The organism is Sporolactobacillus vineae DSM 21990 = SL153 (genome assembly GCF_000377985.1).
GTDB classification, from domain to species: domain Bacteria; phylum Bacillota; class Bacilli; order Bacillales; family Sporolactobacillaceae; genus Sporolactobacillus; species Sporolactobacillus vineae.
Window position 1 is genome coordinate 1 of the sequence record NZ_KB899062.1, and the last position, 18,793, is coordinate 18,793.

An 18,793-nucleotide genomic window follows, 5' to 3' on the forward strand; every position below is an offset into this window, starting at 1 on the left:
CTATATCCTATTATTGAGGAAAAAGATAGAGCACTTTACCAAAAAAGCGAACAATTAGATTATATGAATCGCTAGTGTTCGCCTTTTTTGCTCACTCGAAACAGCATGCTTTTTTATTCCAAATCGAAAAAAAGTTATCGCTCACATGGCCGCTTTTGACGAATCACCTTGGTGGGGACTGCTCTGGATCGCCATGATTTGTCGCAGCCCGCTGTGAATCAGGACGAAAACGAACAGCCAGCCGACCACGATGAGTGCGGCGGGCTTGATCAGAACATTGTCCATAACAGGCAGCGACATATCCCACAGCGCATGCAGAATGACTGGGACAGCAAAGAGTTTGATAAACGGGGCGTGAAAAAGCAGTTTACTTTGAAAAGGCCGTGCTTGTTTGATTTTGACGATGGCCGCACCGGCGATGCCGGTCCATATCGCATGCGTTCCGATCGACTCCCAGGCCCTCAGCAAAATAACGTATAGAAAGTCATCACTGCGTGCCAGCTGATAGAGTGTGAAACGATCAAGCGTACTGAGCACATAACCGGCCGATTCGAAGGCGGCGAAGCCTGCACCGATAACCGCGCCGATCAGGAGGCCGTTCAGTATGAATTTGGTGTTCATTCTTTTAATAAACCAGATAACGATGATTAATTTACCGGTTTCCTCAATAATGCCGATCATCAGAGCTGTGAACGGATCGATGCCATAAGGCGAGACGTTCACCGGCACGAAGTCATAGAGGATTAACGTGACGATTATTGACGCCACGCCGCCATACAGAAACATTTCGCCGACGCGGAGAATACTGATGTTGCCCGGTACATTCGTTTCGAAGAAGAAGACGACCAGCACGATCGGAACCGCAAAGGAGCCGATCAGAATCAGTCCGGATACGGCACTTTCAGTGTCAAACAATGCATAGCAAAGATAGAGCATCAGGTAGATCGTGCAGAAGAGGAGAAACAGCCGGGAAAACAGCCACGGCTTCGGCCACTTTGCCGAGAGCTCATGCTCTTTTGGCGTCGTCAGAGAAGTCCCTCTCATAAAAATTTGCTCGGCTTCATCCCTGGTATGATGCTGAAACACAGCAGAGAAAAGGTTGCGTAAATTTAAATCAACCGGCCCTTTTTCTCCGATCATCGCGTTGATCCTTTCCGTTGTATTGTCGACCCATCCCCCGGAATTCTGAGCTGCCTGGTTCGTTTTCGCTCTGTCTGCAGCATGACGGGCCAATGTTGAATCATGCAGCGGAATCCAGTCTTTCAACTGATCATTGACGACGAAAGTATTCCGATCGATCGTCCGGTCCTCAAGAAGATGCAGCATCTCTGTTTCGGAATAAGGTCCATTTTTTCCTGATTGGCTATAGTAATACCAGTTCAATACGGTTTCTCTCCTTCTTGCCCGTTTCACAAAACTTACTCGCTCTAAATTATAATCATTTTTTCCGGACTGTTAAGTTTTGCATGAAACCGATACCCTCCTTGTATATATAGAGAGAAAAGGTGGAGGAGGTTTTGCGAATGGCAAAAGCGCCTGTTTTTCGCACGCCGCAGTCGGTGATTTATGGCCGGGGCGCTTTCCAGGCGCTGGGTGAGGAAGTCGCGCAGCGGGGAAAGCGGGCACTGCTGATCAGTGATCCGGTAATGAAACGGCTCGGTTATGTGGAAGAGGCACTGGCACAGTTGAAAAAGGTTAATGTGACAGGAACGGTTTATACCGGTGTGGCGTCGGAACCGACCGATGTTTATGTGGCTGAAGCACTGGAACGCTTCCGTGCAGAGAAATGTGACGTGATCGTTTCGCTTGGCGGTGGCAGCTGCATCGATACGGCAAAGGCAGTAGCGGTAGTGGCGACGAGCGGCGGCCGGATCAGCGACTATTTTGGCGGTGGGAAGCCGGCAGTGCAGGCACCGGTGCCGCATCTGGCGCTTCCGACAACAGCCGGAACCGGTTCGGAAGCAACGGATGCGACGATCATCACCAATACGGCCAACGAGGTCAAAATGATGATCAAGCAACCGGCGTTCATGCCGACCGTTGCCATCGTTGATCCGCTGCTGAGTCTGTCGTCACCGCCGAAAGTTACCGCGGCAACCGGGATTGATGCCTTGAGCCATTCGATTGAGGCGTACATCTCCAGAAAAGCCCATCCGATGACGGACATGATCGCCCGTTCGGCAATGCGGCTGATTGTCGATCATCTGCAAACGGCTTTCGAAAATGGAGATAATCTCGATGCCCGGGAGGCGATGGCGCTTGGTGCGCTGCAAGGCGGCATGGCTTTTTCCAATGCATCCGTCTGTCTGGTGCACGGGATGTCCCGCCCGATCGGGGCACTGTTCCATGTGCCGCACGGTGTATCCAATGCGATGCTGCTCCCCGCAGTCCTGGAATTCAGTGCCGGCCATGCAAGAGAACGGCTGGCGGATCTTGGCTGTTTTTTTGCCGATGGAGAAGTGTTGCCGGAAGCTGAAAGTGCGCATTTAGCCGTCACATCGATCAAAAAGCTCTGCCTGGATCTGGATATTCCTAATTTAAAAGGCTGGGGGATCGATCCGGACAAATTTGAAAGCGCAATCACGAAGATGGCTTCGGATGCCCTGGCGAGCGGGAGCCCGGCGAACAACCCGAGAATTCCTTCTCACGAAGAGATCGAGACACTCTATCGGATCTGCTATGATTATGATTTTCAGGCATGAATGAGCCGGTGACGTCAAGATGTATCATCAATCCGGACAGGGGGAAAAGCATTGACACAAACAGAAACGCTGCTTTTGAAAAATTATATCGGCGGCCGCTGGGTAGACGCAGCGGCGAAACAGACAGAGGATGTCCTGAATCCGGCCACAGGTGAGGTCATTGCCAAAGTGCCGCTTTCTTCAACGGCTGATGTTGACCGGGCCGTGCGTACCGCAGCAACAGCTTTTCAATCGTGGAAAGAAGTAGCGGTGCCGAAACGGGCACGGATACTTTTCAAATTCCAGCAGCTGCTGGTCGACCACTGGGATGAACTGGCGGGCATCATTACGACTGAAAACGGGAAAAACCTGACGGAAGCCCGTGGTGAAGTGCAGCGCGGGATTGAAAATGTGGAATTTGCGGCCGGCGCGCCAACCCTGATGATGGGCCGGCAGCTGCCGTCGATTGCCACGGATCTGGAGTCCGGCGTTTACCGTTATCCGATCGGAGTGATCGGCGGGATTACACCGTTTAATTTTCCGATGATGGTGCCGGCATGGATGTTCCCGATGGCGATCGTCACGGGCAATACATTTGTTTTGAAACCCTCTGAGCGCACACCGCTGCTGGCCAACCGGCTGGCGGAACTGCTGGAGGCGGCCGGACTTCCGGCAGGTGTGTTCAACATCGTTCATGGCGCTCATGAAGTCGTGAACGGACTGCTTGATCATCAGGATGTCGCGGCGATCTCGTTTGTCGGCTCACAGCCGGTCGCCGAGTATGTGTACCGGCGCGGGACGCAGAATCTGAAACGGGTACAGGCACTGGCCGGTGCCAAGAATCACTCGATCGTACTGCGTGATGCCGATCTGGACAATGCAACGACGCAGATTGTCAATGCAGCTTTCGGATCTGCCGGTGAACGCTGCATGGCCGCCTCGGTCGTCGTGGTTGAAGAGACAGTTGCCGATCCGTTTATTCATAAACTGACAGCTAAAGCCGACAGCATTACAATCGGAAATGGAAAAGATGAAGGAATCTTTCTCGGCCCGCTCATTCGTGAAGCACATAAACAAAGGACATTGAACTATATCGATTCCGGCGAACAGGACGGGGCGATGTTGGTCCGTGACGGGCGGCGCGATGCCGCTGTGAATGGGCCGGGTTACTTTGTAGGCCCGACAATCTTTGACCATGTCACAACAGAGATGAAGATCTGGCAGGATGAAATTTTCGCTCCGGTTCTTTCAGTAGTCCGCGTGAAGAATCTGGATGATGCCATCGGTCTGACTAACCGGTCCCGTTTTGCCAACGGAGCCTGTATTTTCACAAAGGACGGCGCGAGTGTCCGGAAGTTCCGTGAAAACATCGATGCGGGCATGCTTGGTGTCAATATTGGCGTCCCGGCACCGATGGCCTTCTTCCCCTTCTCGGGCTGGAAAAATTCATTTTATGGTGACTTGCATGCGAACGGTCGCGACGGACTCGCTTTTTATACCCGCCAGAAAGTGCTGACCGCACGCTGGAGATAAGAAAGATCAACTGAGCCGGATAATTAAATTAACGCAACCATGTCTGATAGAACGGGCATGGTTTTTTAATTATCTGATTCACATTAGTTATGAAAACCGCCAGAAACATGGAAGCGCTCTAATTACTTGCGGTACAATGAGTTGGGAACGGATCATTTACCAAGAGGAGGCTTTGATGATGAGTCAGATTATGAAAGGCGCGGAACCTAATAATTATTCGGGCAGCGATGTGGGCGTTCTGGTTGTCCATGGTTTCACTGGAACACCTCAGAGTGTACGGCCGATGGCAGAAGCTCTGGCAAGTAAAGGTTATACAGTCAGCATGCCGCTGCTCGCCGGACATGGGCGGACACCGGAAGAAATGGAAGAAAGCACTTATCAGGAGTGGATTCAAAGCTGTACAGATGGATTGAATTGGCTGAAGGAGCGGACCCGGAAGCAATTCGTGTTCGGTTTTTCGATGGGCGGCACACTTGCCCTGTACCTGGCAGAAAATTTTGAGGTAAGCGGACTCATTTTATTGAATGCCGGTTATTCAAGGCTTGAGATGTTTCATTTGTTTGAGGATCTGCAGAGCCGGGGCATTGCTTTTGCGGAAGGAATCGGATCTGATATTAAAAAGCCCGGTATTAAGGAGGTTGCTTACAGCAAAGCGCCTGTCCGCTCCGGGTTCGAATTTAAAAAACTGGTTGACCGCGTGCAGTCCGGAATTTCAAAAGTCAGTGTCCCGATCCAGATTTTCTCAACTCTTCAGGATCAGGTTGTCGATTTCCGGAGCGGCACGGATATTTTCGCTGCTGTATCTTCAAAGAAGAAGTATTTCTACACATTGACCAGGAGCGGTCATGTTGCACTGCTGGACTACGATGCAGAGATGATAGAAAAGATCACAGATGAATTTATCCGTACAATGGATGGAAAAGCGTAAAGCCGCTGATCGTGTAAAGGGCTTCACTGATTCTGATCATTCCGGGATTTGTTGCGTTCCTGTAACGGCCGATTTTGTATAATAGGGCAAAAGTTTCAGGAATCCGGGTGATGAAGCGGTGGATCATAAAATGAATCCTGCTGAAAGATTCAATAGCGACGGCATCTTTATTCCGGCGCGGAACAGCAGACTCAGATCCGGTAATAAGACAGGTTTCAGAGGCGTGACCAGAAATTATCAGACGGGCAAATACCGGGCCACACTGACCTTCAGAGGGAAGCGCATTTATCTTGGTGAGTACGGCCGTCTCGAAGATGCCGTCGCTGCGCGGAGAATCGGTGAGGACAGGTATTTCAAATTGTATCTGGAAAAAGCCAGGGGTAAATAATCGCAGCGGTCAAAAAAGGATCAGCATCCGCATGGTACGGAAGCCGATCCTTTGTGATGCATTTGATAAATGAGGGCAGAATTAGTTCAATCGATCTTTCAGTCCGGCCAGTTTCTTCCGGATGCTCTTCTTCCAGGAGCGTACGGTATGCTCCGAGACCCCTTCCGCGGCGGCAATATCCATGGTCTTCCAGCCTTTGATCAGATAATCGGTCAGATACTGCTGCTCCCGGGGGGTGAGCAGATTCAGTTCATCTTCAATGAGTGCATACATTTGCTGCTCCACGGTCTCAAGTCGGGGGTCGGGGAAATCGGGAGCTTTCTCCTGATCGATAATGAAATATTCAATGGAAGTATGGCGGACGGTTTTCCTGAAGTGATCGGAGAGATTACCTTTGATCGTTTTCGCGGCAAATCGTGTAAACACATGTTCCGGATCTTTACCAGGAGCAACTTTTGACATGTCGAACCGGAGAAAAGCATCATGCAGCGCAATCCGGGCAATTTGCATCAGGTCATCCTGATCGGTGGAGCCATAGTAATGGCGATGATAGTCCTCACCGTATTTTCGGACGGCATGGTTAATCAGACGGGAATATTTCTTCAGCAGCTGTTCGAAAGCATTCGATTCGGATTCTGAGAATCCTTCGGCAATATCAGTGAATGTCACATTCTCTTTCCCCTTTCCCACCATAGGATCTGAGTATTCTTCCTGGGATTCGTTCTGTGAAAAGGATTACTGCCGGCATTGCCTGAGCAGGTACCGCATCATGACTTATCGCCATGCAGTATGCGGGCAAAACATATCGAGGCTGTGGAAGGGCCTTATCCTTGAAAAAATGCCCTGTGGCAGATTCCGGCTGAAATCGGAAACGCTATCTGTGGCGTCTGGTTACGAGGGCATGTCCACACTCTTCTATATAGAAGAAACAGCCTGATTCCGGTGAAGAATTTCTAATGTCGGAAAAATAGAAAATTTTCAGAACAAAAGTGTCTGAATGATCTGTCGGGAGAACTTGGTTCCTCCCTTGTCTTGAAAGGTGAAAAGGGCATGGTTCATAGCATCGCTCCTTTCAGTAGTGATTAGACAAATCGTTAGAAGTAAAGCCGGGAATCGAAAGGGCTTGCAAAAATGATGAGAATGCGTTGAAAGGAAAAAATAATCACCTTTTATTTATACCAGATTGGTGGATGGTAAATCTATAAATATATGTAAATTATAAGGACTAATTTACTAGAATTACCAATTTATACACAAATGGCCGGGTGAGGCGATGTGATGAGTGATTTTACGTGTAAGCGCGTACACAATTGTGCTAGAATGGTCGTGCAAGTTTCCTATAAAGATCAGGAAGAGAGCGATAGGCAGGTATGAAATCAGCAGGATTCGGTAAAGTGATTCAATTCCCAGGTGAAAGAAGCGAAACCATGAACAAAACGGACCAGTACTATCATCTGTTAAAAGAGAAATATGGTAGTAAGGATGCAGTGATCACGGAAATCATCAACCTTGAAGCGATTATGAATCTGCCGAAGGGAACGGAACATTTTCTGAGTGATGTCCATGGCGAATATGAGGCTTTCCAGCACGTGCTTCGGAACGGTTCCGGCAATGTACGGCGAAAAATTCAGGACTGTTTCGGCGACCGGCTGTCTCATGCGGCAGTTGAGGAACTGATCAGCATCGTTTATTATCCGGAGGAAGTCCTGGCGGAGAAGGAAGCCATTTTTACAGATAAGGACAAAGATGCATTGCGGGACTGGCATATTCAGCTGATCGGCCGGATGATTGATCTGATCTCGTTCACATCGACGAAATATACCCGTTCCAAGGTCAGAAAGGCACTGGACCCACGATTCGCCTACATTACGGAAGAATTGCTCTATCGCGATCATTACGGACTGGATGATAAGGAAGACTATTATCAGTCGATCATCAATACCGTGATTCAGCTTGGAAAAGTGGACGAACTGATTGCCAGCTTTGCCTATACGGTTCAGCGACTGGTTGTCGATCACCTGCATCTGGTCGGCGATATTTACGATCGCGGCCCGGCGCCGGAGAAGATCATGGATACGCTGATGCACCACCATTCTGTCGATATTCAGTGGGGTAATCATGATGTCACATGGATCGGTGCGGTGGCAGGCTCGCCGCTGTGCATGCTCAACGTCATCCGGATCTGTGCCCGTTATGGTCATCTTGATATTCTGGAAGATTACTACGGGATTAATCTGCGGCCGTTGTTTACCTTCTCCGAACAGACTTATGAAGATAATCCGGCCTTTTACCCGAAAAAGGATCCGGGTCAGCCGGAACTGTCGCCGGCAGAGAAGCTGCAGGTAACGCAGATTCATCAGGCGGTTTCTATCATGCAGTTCAAACTGGAGTCGCAGCTGATCAAACGCAATCCTGATTTCAAAATGGAGAACCGGCTGCTTCTTGATAAAATCCGCTTCGGTGAAGGGAAAGAAACCATCGAACTCAACGGAAAAAATTACAATCTGACACATACCTGTTTCCAGACGATCGACCGGGATCACCCGGACCGGCTGACTGATGATGAAACTGAAGTGATCACCCGGCTGCTTCGCTCGTTCCAGACGTCGCCTGAACTAAAAAAGCACATCGACTTTTTAATGGAAAAGGGCAGTCTCTATCTGGTCTATAACGGAAATCTCCTGCTGCACGGATGCATGCCGCTGAATCCGGACGGCTCTTTTAAGACGCTGACGATCAATGGTATCCCGCGTTCCGGGAAGCAGCTGCTGGACTTTTTTGAGAAAAATCTTCGTGAGAGTTACCGCCATCCGGAAAACCACGTCGATCTGAGCACGGACATGATCTGGTACTTGTGGACCGGGGAGTGTTCGTCGCTGTTCGGCAAAGAAGAGATGACGACATTTGAACGTTATTTTATTGAAGACAAAGCCACCCATCATGAAGCGAAAAACGCCTATTACCGGCTCAGGGATGACGCTGCGGTATGTGACCGGATCCTGACTGAATTCGGGCTGAGTACGAAAGATGGGCATATCGTCAACGGCCACACACCGGTGAAGGAGAAGAACGGCGAGGATCCGATCAAGGCAGGTGGAAAACTGATCGTCATCGACGGCGGCTTTTCAAAAGCCTACCAGCCGACCACCGGCATCGCCGGATATACGCTTCTCTATAATTCTTACGGGATGGAGCTCGCTTCCCACCAGCCTTTCTGCGGCCGAAAAAAAGCCATTGAAAACGGAACGGACATTATTTCCACCAAACGTGTGGTCGAAATTGCCGACCACCGTAAGAAAGTGCGGGAGACGAATATCGGCCGGAAACTGGCGGAAAACAAGCAGGAGCTGCTGGAACTGCTGAAAAACTATGACAGATATTAAATAAAACTTATTGATTATTCCGTTACTCATCATCCATCATTGTCGATTTTCGTGAAAGGCGATATATTCTGCTGAGCGTCGATATATTTTCGCGAGAGGCGATATATATTGCTAAGCGTCGATATATTCTTGCGAAGGGCGATATATTCTGCTGAGCGTCGATATATTCTCGTGAAGGGCGATATATTCTGCTAAGCGTCGATACATTTTCGTGAAAGGCGATATATTTTTTCCGGAATGAGTTACTGAAATGACGAAAAGGATCCATACAGAAGCCTCTTTTCAGGAGTTTACACATCCTGAAAGGGGGCTTTAATTGTCTTCTTCTATCCAGCTGTAATGAGGATGTAATGGCCCATTCGATAAAACAGTGTCATCCAGATCGAGAAAATCGGGTGACTTATTATGGCCGGAAAGAGACATCAGCGGGCAGCAATTTGGCCGACTCATGGCGGTACGGGAGGTCAAAGCCAGAGGAAAACGACGCATGTATCTGTGCCGATGCGCCTGCGGCAATTGGAAAACAGTCGGTATGGATCAGCTCCGGTCCGGAAAAACCAGGTCATGCGGCTGCCTGAACCGTGAAGCCAGTTCGTTACACTTGCTGCCAGTCTTTTCTTCGGAAGGGAAGCTGTGTTTGCATGATCCAGTACATCCAGCCAGCTGCGACAGAATCCTTTATACGGTTCAACACTTGCCCCGTTTGTCAGCAGGCGCCGCATCTCCCTTCGGTCCCCGCTTTTTTTAAGATCAAGCAGAATCTGCCCCAGAGTCTGTGACAGGCGATTTTTTATCCCATTATCCAGCTTTTCAATCCAGGATCCATGGTAAGCATCAAGGATCCCGGGATGATAATCCTCAAGGAAATTAAGAAACATTTTACTGCATGCTTCAGCTGGCTTTTGCGACCAGGAGAGTTCTTCAATATTCCGGATGAATTCGCCCAGATCACACACCGCGCTGGCATTCAGCGTCAGGATGAAGAAGCTCATACCCGCACTCTTGAAAAGCGGCGATCGTTTGCTGGCGGCCAAAATTTTAAAGACAGGGAATGACATTAAAACACAGGTGAGATTCGGCAAACGTAAAGCGCACCAGTAAAGGCTCCGGCAGCATAGGCAAAAACTATGTCTTCACCACTCATGACCACAAAGATGCAGGAAATTAGATACACTTTTTCACAAAAAAAGGAAACAGCGTTTATAATTGAGAATGTCGAAATATTTTTTAAGGGAGAGGATTTGTTTGCATTGTCCGAATTGTGGTCATGAAATTGAGAAGGGTGCTCACTTCTGCACATCCTGTGGTGCGAAGCTGGATCACGAAGCGAGTGCGGCATCCGCAGCCGGTGCCCGGGAAGAACAGGCTGCCGGTCGGGATGTATCCGTGGCGAATGAACAGAGAACGGGTGAGGGGATCGGCATTATTTCCGATTACTGGGAATTTATTGTCGCTACGCTGAAGCAGCCGTTCTCTCAGGGGATCAAAGCAACGAACGGCATCTTCGGCTATGTCAGCATCGTGCTTGCGGCATTGCTCCTGTCGGCTGGTATCTACCAGTGGCTGAACCACCTGATGGCCTTATTTCCAGACTTTGTTTCAGCAAAATTGCCGTTTGATTTCATCCATCTGTTTCTATTTGTTCTCGTTGATTGCTTTTTGATTGCGGTGCTTACTTATCTTGTGGTGAAATGGATCTACAGGAATTCGATACCTTTTAATCAGTTTCTGACCAAATATGCAGGGCAGGGGACGCCTGTTCTGGTGCTGACCGCCGTTACTTTTCTGATCGGTCTGGCCGGACTTCAGAGTACACTGCCTGTGTTCATTATGACGCTCACGATTGGGCTGCTGTTCCTGCCAAGTACAACGACACTTTTTGCCGTCGAAAATCATGGCCGTCTGGATCGCATTTATGCTTATCTCATTACTTATGTGGCAACGGCACTGATTCAGGCTCTTCTTTTTCGAATTGCGATGCAGCCGGTCATTGATTCACTGCACAGTTTGATCAACAGTCTGTCTGATTATGGTTTCTGATCTCTTCGATAACCTATTGAACAAAGCGGGCCGTTCTCAAAAGAGAGCGGCCCGCTTTGCTGTTACAACTTTTTCTCAATTTTTGCGGTTATATGTGCTGTTCGGATCACATGTTTAACCTCCAAAAAAATCCGGGGTGAGGAAGCTCACTCCGGATTCAAACTGCAGCCTGTCAGTTTGTAAAATATTTCTTGATCGTGTTTCTTAATTGCGTCGGATCAAGGATCACCTGACTGTTATTCGCCTTCAGGACATCGTCATACATCGTGGCACCGGTACCTTTGACCTGCCGATATTTGATCTGCTGTTCCGGATGGAAGTTCCCCTTCAGGCCCAGCCCGATACTGACCATATCGTCGGACGACATGTTTGTGGCAACCAGGAACTTCGACAGCGATTTGGACAGTGCCGGATACCGGGTGATATTGGCCGGCTGCGTCATTTTCCTGGCAATTCCGACAAGGGCTGCCTGCTGCAGCTTCTGACGGCCGTAATCGGTTCCCGGGAGCGAGTAACGTTCATGTGTGAGCTCGGTGACCATCTTGCCGTTGAGCGAATGGGTTCCGGCAGTAAACGTCTTACCCTGATCTTCAGGATACCATGGATGCGTGAGCGTCACATTAAAGGGCAGGGTCATGTCGATGCCGCCGATCGCATCAACCATGTATTGAAGGCCCCAGTAGTTCGTTTCTGCATAATAGTTAATCGGTACACCGGTCAGGTTGGAAATAGAATTAACCGCCTGAACAATGCCTTGTTTCGTTCCGTATTTCGCCTGTGCGATGTACTGCACGCTGGTCAGCTTGGTATAACCGTAGCCGGCCATCTGGACACGTGTGTCACGCGGAATACTGAGCATATTGAATGTCTTGTTGTTCATGTCCGCGTGAATCAGCACCATCGAATCGGTGTGGCTTGCGACATCGCCTTTCCGCGCGTCGGAACCGATCAGCAGCACGTTGAACGTCCCGGATTTCTGTTTATACTTGGCGTTCGAATTGTCGCCGACGATTTTCAGGTGCCGGAAGTGGTTCTGCGGTTTCAGTGCACTATATTTATAGAATCCAAAGGCTGTCCCGCCGATGATCAGCAGCACGATGATCAGCAGTATGTATTTCCAGACACGATGCTTTTTTGACTTGCGTAAAGCTCTTCTGGTACTGTATTTTTCTTCAGCCATGCTTTTACCTCTTTTTATTGTAGATTAATAGGACGTCCTGACTACAGTTCGAAAATCATTTAAATTCTATCCTATATTTATGTCGGAATCAATCGAATTTTATGTCCGTACCGTTGCTGCGGGAAAAATTCGATCCTTTTCCGGACGTGACAGGACTACAGGAAACAGGCTGTCCGATTTGTTTCAGTGAATAAGACAGCGTTTTTTACGTCTGATCGAATTATAATAGAGATATAGATAGGTAAGTTCAGAACTTAAGAAATAGTTGTCATTGTCCGGCATTACTTCATGAGATCAGGCGATGCGATGACCATTCTTAAGAGAAGGTGCGGCTTATGAAACAGATCAAACAATTGTTTGTCATAATGATCGCTTTTGTCGTCGTCGTGAGTTATCCGGCGGGCGCTTTTGCTGCCGGGGCAAATCCGATTCTGATCAGTAACCAGTCGGTCGCCGGCAGTGTGGGGGAAACGACCGGCGTTTATGAACGTATTCGAAGTAAACAGGTGCTGAATCATGCAGCTCCGGCAGAACCGGTTGATGTCGTGAAACCTCTGAATGTCGCGGAGAACCAGTCCAGACTGCTTAGAAGCGGATCATCACAGTCGCAGCAGATTCGGGCGGAAGTGAAGGCCGGTACCTCGAAAACATTTAATACCTGGAATCCGGTAAACGGGAATTATGGTTCGGTTGATGCAGAACTCGCCTATTCCGGCCGTGCCAATGTGTGGGTCGCCGGTCACCAGATCACGACAGCACAAGCTGAGAAACTGGGCAAAGAATTTGATCAGCATATTTATCCGTCTGATGTCACCTATTTTGGTCCGCCGGCCGGAAAGATTGGCAATGGCAAAGTCAATATTGTCTGCTACAATATTGCGTCCGGTGATTCCGGTGACAGCGCCTATGTTGCCGGCTTCTTCAATCCGATGGATCTGACTTCAGAAAAGGGGTCGAACCGATCGGAAATCATCTATATTGATGTTCATCCGCTCATGGACACGAAAAATGGATCGCTGGATGTTACCCGGGCTTATTCGACACTGGCTCACGAGCTGCAGCATCTGATCAGTTTCAGCCGGCGCGTCATCGTCAATCAAGGTTACCCTCTGGATCCCTGGATCGACGAAGGTCTGTCAATGGCTGCCGAACAGCTGTACCTCCGTCAGCCGCTGAATGATCGTCTTGATTATTATAATGTAGATCCGTTTAATTCAATCAGAAACGGTCTGTCGCCGTTCAACTGGCACTATGACGGAGACAGTCTGTCCAATTATTCGCTCTCCTACCTGTTTTTCCAATATTTAAGGGCGCAAGTCAATTCAGCGAAGCAAAAGGAAGTCTATGATCAGCTGATTCAGGATCCAAATAGTGGTTACCGGGCTGTCCAGGATGTCATTCACCAGGACATAAGCAGCCATCTCTCTTTCGGGCAGTTCATGACCGATTTCCGGCTGGCGCTGTACTACAATAATGTCTCCGGGCGTTACGGTTTTGGCGACTTGCTCGGGCATTCGCTGATAGCCAGAAATTTTGCTCGGGGTCAGAGCTCGCAGCTGACGGGCGGCGGTGCGGTCCTGGTGCCGGGCAATACGAAGATACATCAGAGCAGCAGCCGGGATTTTCAGTATTTGAATCTCACGCCTGACGGACCAAGATCATTATTCTCCGGCCCGCTTTCGCCGCATCAGGTTTCTGTCATTAATCATACCGGCCACTATGACCGGATCTATGTAAAAGGTATTCATTCAGGGGATATTGTGCGCGTATACAGTTCGTCGCACCACGGGCTGAAGAAGCAGACTTCACGCGGCAGTTCGACGACACTGTATCTCCGTCAGCTGGGCAGACGATCCGGATTTGTTTATGTGTCTGTCGAACATGCGAATACCCGGGAAAGCCGGTGGACCCGTGGCTATTTCAGCGGCGAGCGGTCGGCCACACTGAGCCGCAGCCGGATCAGAATTTATAATTACAGACATCATTATGATCGGGTAAAGGTATACGGCCTGATCAAAGGAGACTGTATCCGGATTTATAATTCCCGGAAACAACTGATCGCCAGAAAATATGCACATGGTCGTTCCCTGACTGTATACATTCGCCAGCTCGGCCGCCGCAGCGGGCACATTTATGTTACCGTTGCCCATTTTCATATGAACCAGAGCTATAAAAGATATGCGGGATTCAGAGGAGAATAAGCGCTTCAGGCGGTGTCCCGGCTTGAAAAAAATTTGATGCTTGCATGGCTGCGATAAATGTTCTATTTTTGAGTGAAGACAGTGAGTTCAGAATGAGTGGAGGAGAGCAGAGTTGAAGATTGTCGTCATAGGTGCCGGCGCGATGGGTCTGCGCTACGGTATTTTGCTTCAGGAAGCAGGAAATGATGTCGATTTTGTCGAGCCGTGGGAGCCCAGTTATAAGGCCATCCGGGAACAGGGCGGTGTCTATGTCTCCCGGGATTATCAGAATCAGCACCTTGTGCCGGTCAATGTTTATCAGCCGGCGGAATATGAGAAAACGCCGGATCTGGTGATCCTGTTTGTCAAACAGATGCAGTCGGAGGAAGCGATGGCGGCGTGCGCCCACTTCATCGGTCCGGATACATATGTATTGACAAACCAGAACGGGATTGGCTCGGTGGATATTATTCGGAAATATGTCCCCGACCAGCATGTCATTGCCGGGATTGCGCTGATTGCGACGGTACTTGATGCCCCGGGTAAAGTTGATTTCATGGGCGCAAAAGGTGCCGGTCATACCCATCTGTCCAATGTTACGGAGAAGCCGGACGCGTTCACCAAACAGGTTGTTGAGGAATTTCAGAAAGCAGGCATGAACCCGACGCTGCATACCAATTATCTCGGCACGCTGTGGGGCAAACTGCTGATGAATTCCGTGATTAATACGCTGTGCACATTGATGGATATCACAATGGGTCAGTATGTGTCGTATCCGGGAGCAAATGCCCTGACAAAACGATTGATTGACGAAGGCTATGCGGCAGGCCAGGCCGACGGTGTCCGGTTCATGCAGAGCCGGGAGGAGATGGCGGAGGTCATCTATCACGAAAGCTCACAGGTCAATCCATTGCACCATCCGTCAATGTATCAGGATATGATCAATGGTCGGCCGACGGAAGTGGACTATATCAATGGATACATCGTCAAAGTCGCCAGGAAACACGGCCTGAATGCAGAAAGCCATCAAATGCTGGTCGACCTGCTGCATCTCGCCGAGACCGTGCAGCAGATGAAAACAGAGAAGCAGAGCTCAGTAAAATAAGCGAGTTAATCAAATAGAAGATTCATTGAAAGAAGGTTGCCCTTTTCGATAAATTGACAAAGGGCAGCCTTCTTAATTATTAAGCTCTGTTTAACTTGGTTGTTGTATTCTGCAGCAGGCGCTTGCTTTCCGCGGGCGTTCCGTGAACCTCCTCGCGCGTTATACGCTGTGGGCCTGACACTGATACCGGTTTCACTCATCAATGATTATTGATTTAAAAAAGTATCACAATAATCAAGGCCCTGGATCTTTTCAGACCTTTTGCGAAAATCAGGAGTATTAAAAAAGAGCTGCCGGTCAGGACAGCTCCTAAATTTTTATTTATCATAGGCCGTTCGTATTAAAGTAAGAAATATTATGATCGACATCTCCAACAATGCCATTGACAGTTCCAGAATTCGTATATTGCCAGATATCAACATTAAAGTTTGCACCTGGGCCCAGATTGGTTTCACTGCCGCGGTAACGAGACAGCCATATCAGAAAACGTTGAGGCTGGGTCTGAGCCTGCGTGACCCGGTTAAAATCAATACTATTATTGAAAAAGTACAGATTGGAATAAATCCCTAATTTATTGAATCCATATACATTTTTCAACTGATCAAAAAAGGCATTAGCGTTATCAGCCAACGTTTCTTTGTCTACGCTATTAGTTGTTTCTACATCCAGGAAGACATATCCGAAGTTTGACGCGTTATAACCGGCCGCTTTTAAAGAGCTGGCAAAATTGTCTGCTTCTTTACGTGCTGAATTTTGATCTGCTGCGTGGAAAAAATGGTAAGCATCAACTTTCAGTCCGGCACCAATCGCATTCTTAGTATTATATCCAAAGTAAGGATCATGACCTGTCTGACCTTCAGATGCTTTTACAATGATAAAACTGTAGCCGCTGGCTTTTACTTGGTTAAAATCAATATTACCCTTGTTCGCATCGTTTTGATAATGGGAAATATCCAGTCCATAATTCCCGGTTGTTGGCGCGTAACTTGCAGGTGTTACCGGCGGATTCCCTTTACTGATGCCCTGTCCCCAGGCGTAACCTGTTTTCGATCCTATCTTGAGTCGAAGCCAGTTGCCGCTTCTTCCGATCACTGTAACCTTATTGTTTTTATAAAGCGCCTGGATTTTCTTATAAACCAGTCGCGGATCGGTTCTTAAATAGAGTTTCGCTGCATTGATGTACCCATTATAGGATGAGAATGCAGGTGTTCCTTCTTTGACATTGCCGGCCCATACATAGCCGAATGTGCCGCGGTAATTGACGTGATACCAGTTGCCGAGGCGGCTGTAGATCGTGACGTAATAGTTCTGGTAGGCGTAACGGACACGACCGTATTTTAATCCTGGTCCCGTTCGCATCCATGCACTGCCTGGAATGATGTAGCTGCGGATGCGCGGTGAGCCGGCCTTAATGGAAGGCCCCCAGACATAACGTGTATGGCCGCCGTATGTAATCTGCTTCCAGTTTCCCCTGCTGCCCTTGATTGTCATTTTGTGATACTTGTAATAGGTTCCTACAGACCGGTAGCGTACACCTGCTCCGGTGTGAACTCTGACGCTGTTTGCCGTCACGTAGGCGGTGTAACGCGTTGCCGCCTCGGCGCTCGGCGCATCCGGCTCTGCCAAAATGCCGATCACCAGAACCGACAGTACCAGAAACAGGCCAAAACGTCGGATCCATCTGTTCACCATTCGATTCCTCCCTCAGAATAAGTAATTTTGCATTTCTTCCTATAAAAATACCAGCTATGTAAATTATTTTCTCGGATACCGGTATTTATCTGGAAACTGCAATATAATCTAATTATCGACAGGAACGGACAATATTTCAATAGATTCAGATACGGGAATACTATATTTAACAGTAGGTTAATATTAAATACAAATATTAACAACTGATGGTGCCATGAAAAAAATCCGGGACACACCACGAAATGGTGTGTCCCGGATTCATCCTTTGGAACGATTTGTTTTTAGTTAGGTAAAATATAGTGATTGCCGACTGCCGGAATCTGCGTCAGTTCGTTGCATTAGAGGCGGCGGCCACTGCCTTTGGCTTTGTCTGTTTCTTTCCCTTGCCTGCCCAGTACGAGGCCAGCAAAGAACCGGACATGTTGTGCCAGACGCTGAACAGAGTGCCTGGTACGGCGGCGATCGGCGAGAAGAAGGCCATGGCCAGTGTGACGCCCAGGGCGGAATTCTGCATACCCACTTCGAAGGTTACCGCACGGCTCTTTGGATGGTTCATCCCGAGCAGACGGCTGAACAGGAAGCCCAGTGAATAGCCAAGCAGGTTATGAAGGATGACAACCGGAATCAGGATAAGTGTTCCGACAGCGAACAGTGTCGTACGGTTTGCCGCAACAACACCGCCGGCAATCAGGATGATTGAGATAGTTGACACAAGCGGGAGTGCTTCGGTCGCCTTTTCTACTTTTTTACCGAAGAGCGTATTGACGAGCACACCGAGAACGATCGGCAGGATGACAATCTCGACAACGCTCATAAACAGTGAGGAAGTCGGGATCTTGACCCAGCGGCCGGCGAGCAGCCAGAGGATCAGCGGCAGCATGACCGGTGCGATCAATGTAGATACGGCTCCGATCGATACACCGAGCGCAACATCGCCTTTAGCCAGATAGCACATCACGTTGGACGATGTGCCGCTTGGGCAGCAGCCGATCAGAATCACACCGACGGCGACCGGGGCGGGAAGGCGGAACACAAGACAGAGCGCGTAAGCGATGAGCGGCATGATCAGATAATGTGCGCAGACGCCGACAAGTACGTCTTTCGGCCGTTTAAAAACTTCGGAGAAATCCGAACGCTTCAGTGTCATGCCCATGCCGAACATGACGAGACCGAGTAAATACGAGACATAGGGCAACACCCAGGTGACAACAGCCGGCTGAAAATAACAGAGTACGGCGGCTGCCAGAACAAATAGGGCAAAATACTTTCCCAAAAATCGGCCGACCGATACAACAACTTTCATCCTATTCAATCCTTTCTGTTCTCACTGATCCCTTTTTCTTTTTTGAGTATCCCTTTAACTCATTCCGAAAAGAATATATCGCCCTTCGCGAAAAAATATCGACGCTCAGCAGAATATATCGCCCTTCGCGAAAAAATATCGACGCTCAGCAGAATATATCGCCCTTCGCGAAAAAATATCGACGTTCAGCAGAATATATCGCCCTTCGCGAAAAAATATCGACGCTCAGCAGAATATATCGCCCTTCGCGAAATATATCGACGCTCAGCAGAATATATCGCCCTTCACAAAAATATATCGACGCTCAGCAGAATATATCGCCTTTCACGAAAATAGACAATGGTGGATTATGAGCGAACGGAATAATCAGTTTTTCTTTT

General features: G+C 48.8%; 14 protein-coding genes. 8 read left to right on the top strand and 6 right to left on the bottom strand.

Annotated features, from left to right (window positions below):
• Nucleotides 1–141 precede the first annotated feature (141 nt).
• Nucleotides 142–1,383 (bottom strand): PrsW family glutamic-type intramembrane protease, encoded by a 1,242-nt coding sequence (locus D889_RS0113725; RefSeq protein WP_010631599.1) that lies wholly within the window; start codon nucleotides 1,381–1,383, stop codon nucleotides 142–144.
• Between the two features lie 140 nt (nucleotides 1,384–1,523).
• Between D889_RS0113725 and D889_RS0113730 the strand changes: the two genes are divergently transcribed.
• From D889_RS0113730 to D889_RS0113750, 4 genes are all read left to right on the top strand, one after another.
• The gene (locus tag D889_RS0113730) at nucleotides 1,524–2,702 is read left to right on the top strand and encodes an iron-containing alcohol dehydrogenase (protein ID WP_010631598.1); all 1,179 of its coding nucleotides are present in this window, start codon (nucleotides 1,524–1,526) and stop codon (nucleotides 2,700–2,702) included.
• Nucleotides 2,703–2,753: 51 nt separating this feature from the next.
• A complete protein-coding gene (locus D889_RS0113735) occupies nucleotides 2,754–4,214 on the top strand; it encodes a CoA-acylating methylmalonate-semialdehyde dehydrogenase (RefSeq protein WP_010631597.1) in 1,461 nt (486 codons plus the stop codon).
• Nucleotides 4,215–4,392: 178 nt separating this feature from the next.
• Complete coding sequence (locus tag D889_RS0113740) at nucleotides 4,393–5,142, top strand: alpha/beta hydrolase (protein ID WP_010631596.1); 750 nt, start codon at nucleotides 4,393–4,395, stop codon at nucleotides 5,140–5,142.
• A 130-nt stretch (nucleotides 5,143–5,272) separates the two neighbouring features.
• Nucleotides 5,273–5,530, top strand: coding sequence for an AP2 domain-containing protein (locus D889_RS0113750; RefSeq protein ID WP_010631595.1), 258 nt, complete (start codon nucleotides 5,273–5,275; stop codon nucleotides 5,528–5,530).
• A gap of 81 nt (nucleotides 5,531–5,611) precedes the next feature.
• Here D889_RS0113750 and D889_RS0113755 read toward each other — a convergent pair whose 3' ends face one another.
• Nucleotides 5,612–6,199, bottom strand: coding sequence for a sigma-70 family RNA polymerase sigma factor (locus tag D889_RS0113755; RefSeq protein ID WP_238537623.1), 588 nt, complete (start codon nucleotides 6,197–6,199; stop codon nucleotides 5,612–5,614).
• 758 nt (nucleotides 6,200–6,957) lie between these two features.
• On the opposite strand from D889_RS0113755, the gene D889_RS0113760 reads away from it, so the two are divergent.
• Complete coding sequence (locus D889_RS0113760; RefSeq protein ID WP_026039064.1) at nucleotides 6,958–8,913, top strand: fructose-1,6-bisphosphatase; 1,956 nt, start codon at nucleotides 6,958–6,960, stop codon at nucleotides 8,911–8,913.
• Nucleotides 8,914–9,377: 464 nt separating this feature from the next.
• Here the strand turns inward: D889_RS0113760 and D889_RS0113765 are convergent, their stop codons facing one another.
• Nucleotides 9,378–9,905 carry a hypothetical protein gene (locus D889_RS0113765; RefSeq protein ID WP_010631592.1) on the bottom strand — a complete coding sequence of 176 codons (528 nt, stop codon included), beginning with the start codon at nucleotides 9,903–9,905 and terminating at the stop codon, nucleotides 9,378–9,380.
• Between the two features lie 253 nt (nucleotides 9,906–10,158).
• On the opposite strand from D889_RS0113765, the gene D889_RS0113770 reads away from it, so the two are divergent.
• Entirely contained in the window at nucleotides 10,159–10,953 is a 795-nt protein-coding gene (locus tag D889_RS0113770) for a zinc ribbon domain-containing protein (RefSeq protein ID WP_018962419.1), read from the top strand.
• Nucleotides 10,954–11,125: 172 nt separating this feature from the next.
• Here the strand turns inward: D889_RS0113770 and D889_RS0113775 are convergent, their stop codons facing one another.
• Nucleotides 11,126–12,133, bottom strand: coding sequence for an LCP family protein (locus D889_RS0113775; protein ID WP_010631590.1), 1,008 nt, complete (start codon nucleotides 12,131–12,133; stop codon nucleotides 11,126–11,128).
• Between the two features lie 335 nt (nucleotides 12,134–12,468).
• On the opposite strand from D889_RS0113775, the gene D889_RS0113780 reads away from it, so the two are divergent.
• Together D889_RS0113780 and D889_RS0113785 are read left to right on the top strand one after the other, a co-directional pair.
• Complete coding sequence (locus D889_RS0113780; protein WP_010631589.1) at nucleotides 12,469–14,334, top strand: hypothetical protein; 1,866 nt, start codon at nucleotides 12,469–12,471, stop codon at nucleotides 14,332–14,334.
• A gap of 112 nt (nucleotides 14,335–14,446) precedes the next feature.
• The gene (locus D889_RS0113785; RefSeq protein WP_010631588.1) at nucleotides 14,447–15,418 is read left to right on the top strand and encodes a ketopantoate reductase family protein; all 972 of its coding nucleotides are present in this window, start codon (nucleotides 14,447–14,449) and stop codon (nucleotides 15,416–15,418) included.
• A 324-nt stretch (nucleotides 15,419–15,742) separates the two neighbouring features.
• On the opposite strand, the gene D889_RS0113790 is transcribed toward D889_RS0113785, so the two are convergent.
• Nucleotides 15,743–17,110: a GH25 family lysozyme gene (locus D889_RS0113790; RefSeq protein ID WP_010631587.1), complete on the bottom strand. Its 1,368-nt coding sequence runs from the start codon at nucleotides 17,108–17,110 to the stop codon at nucleotides 15,743–15,745.
• Between the two features lie 325 nt (nucleotides 17,111–17,435).
• On the bottom strand, nucleotides 17,436–18,413 hold the full coding sequence (locus D889_RS0113795; RefSeq protein ID WP_010631586.1) for a bile acid:sodium symporter family protein: 978 nt from the start codon (nucleotides 18,411–18,413) through the stop codon (nucleotides 17,436–17,438).
• Nucleotides 18,414–18,793 lie beyond the last annotated feature (380 nt).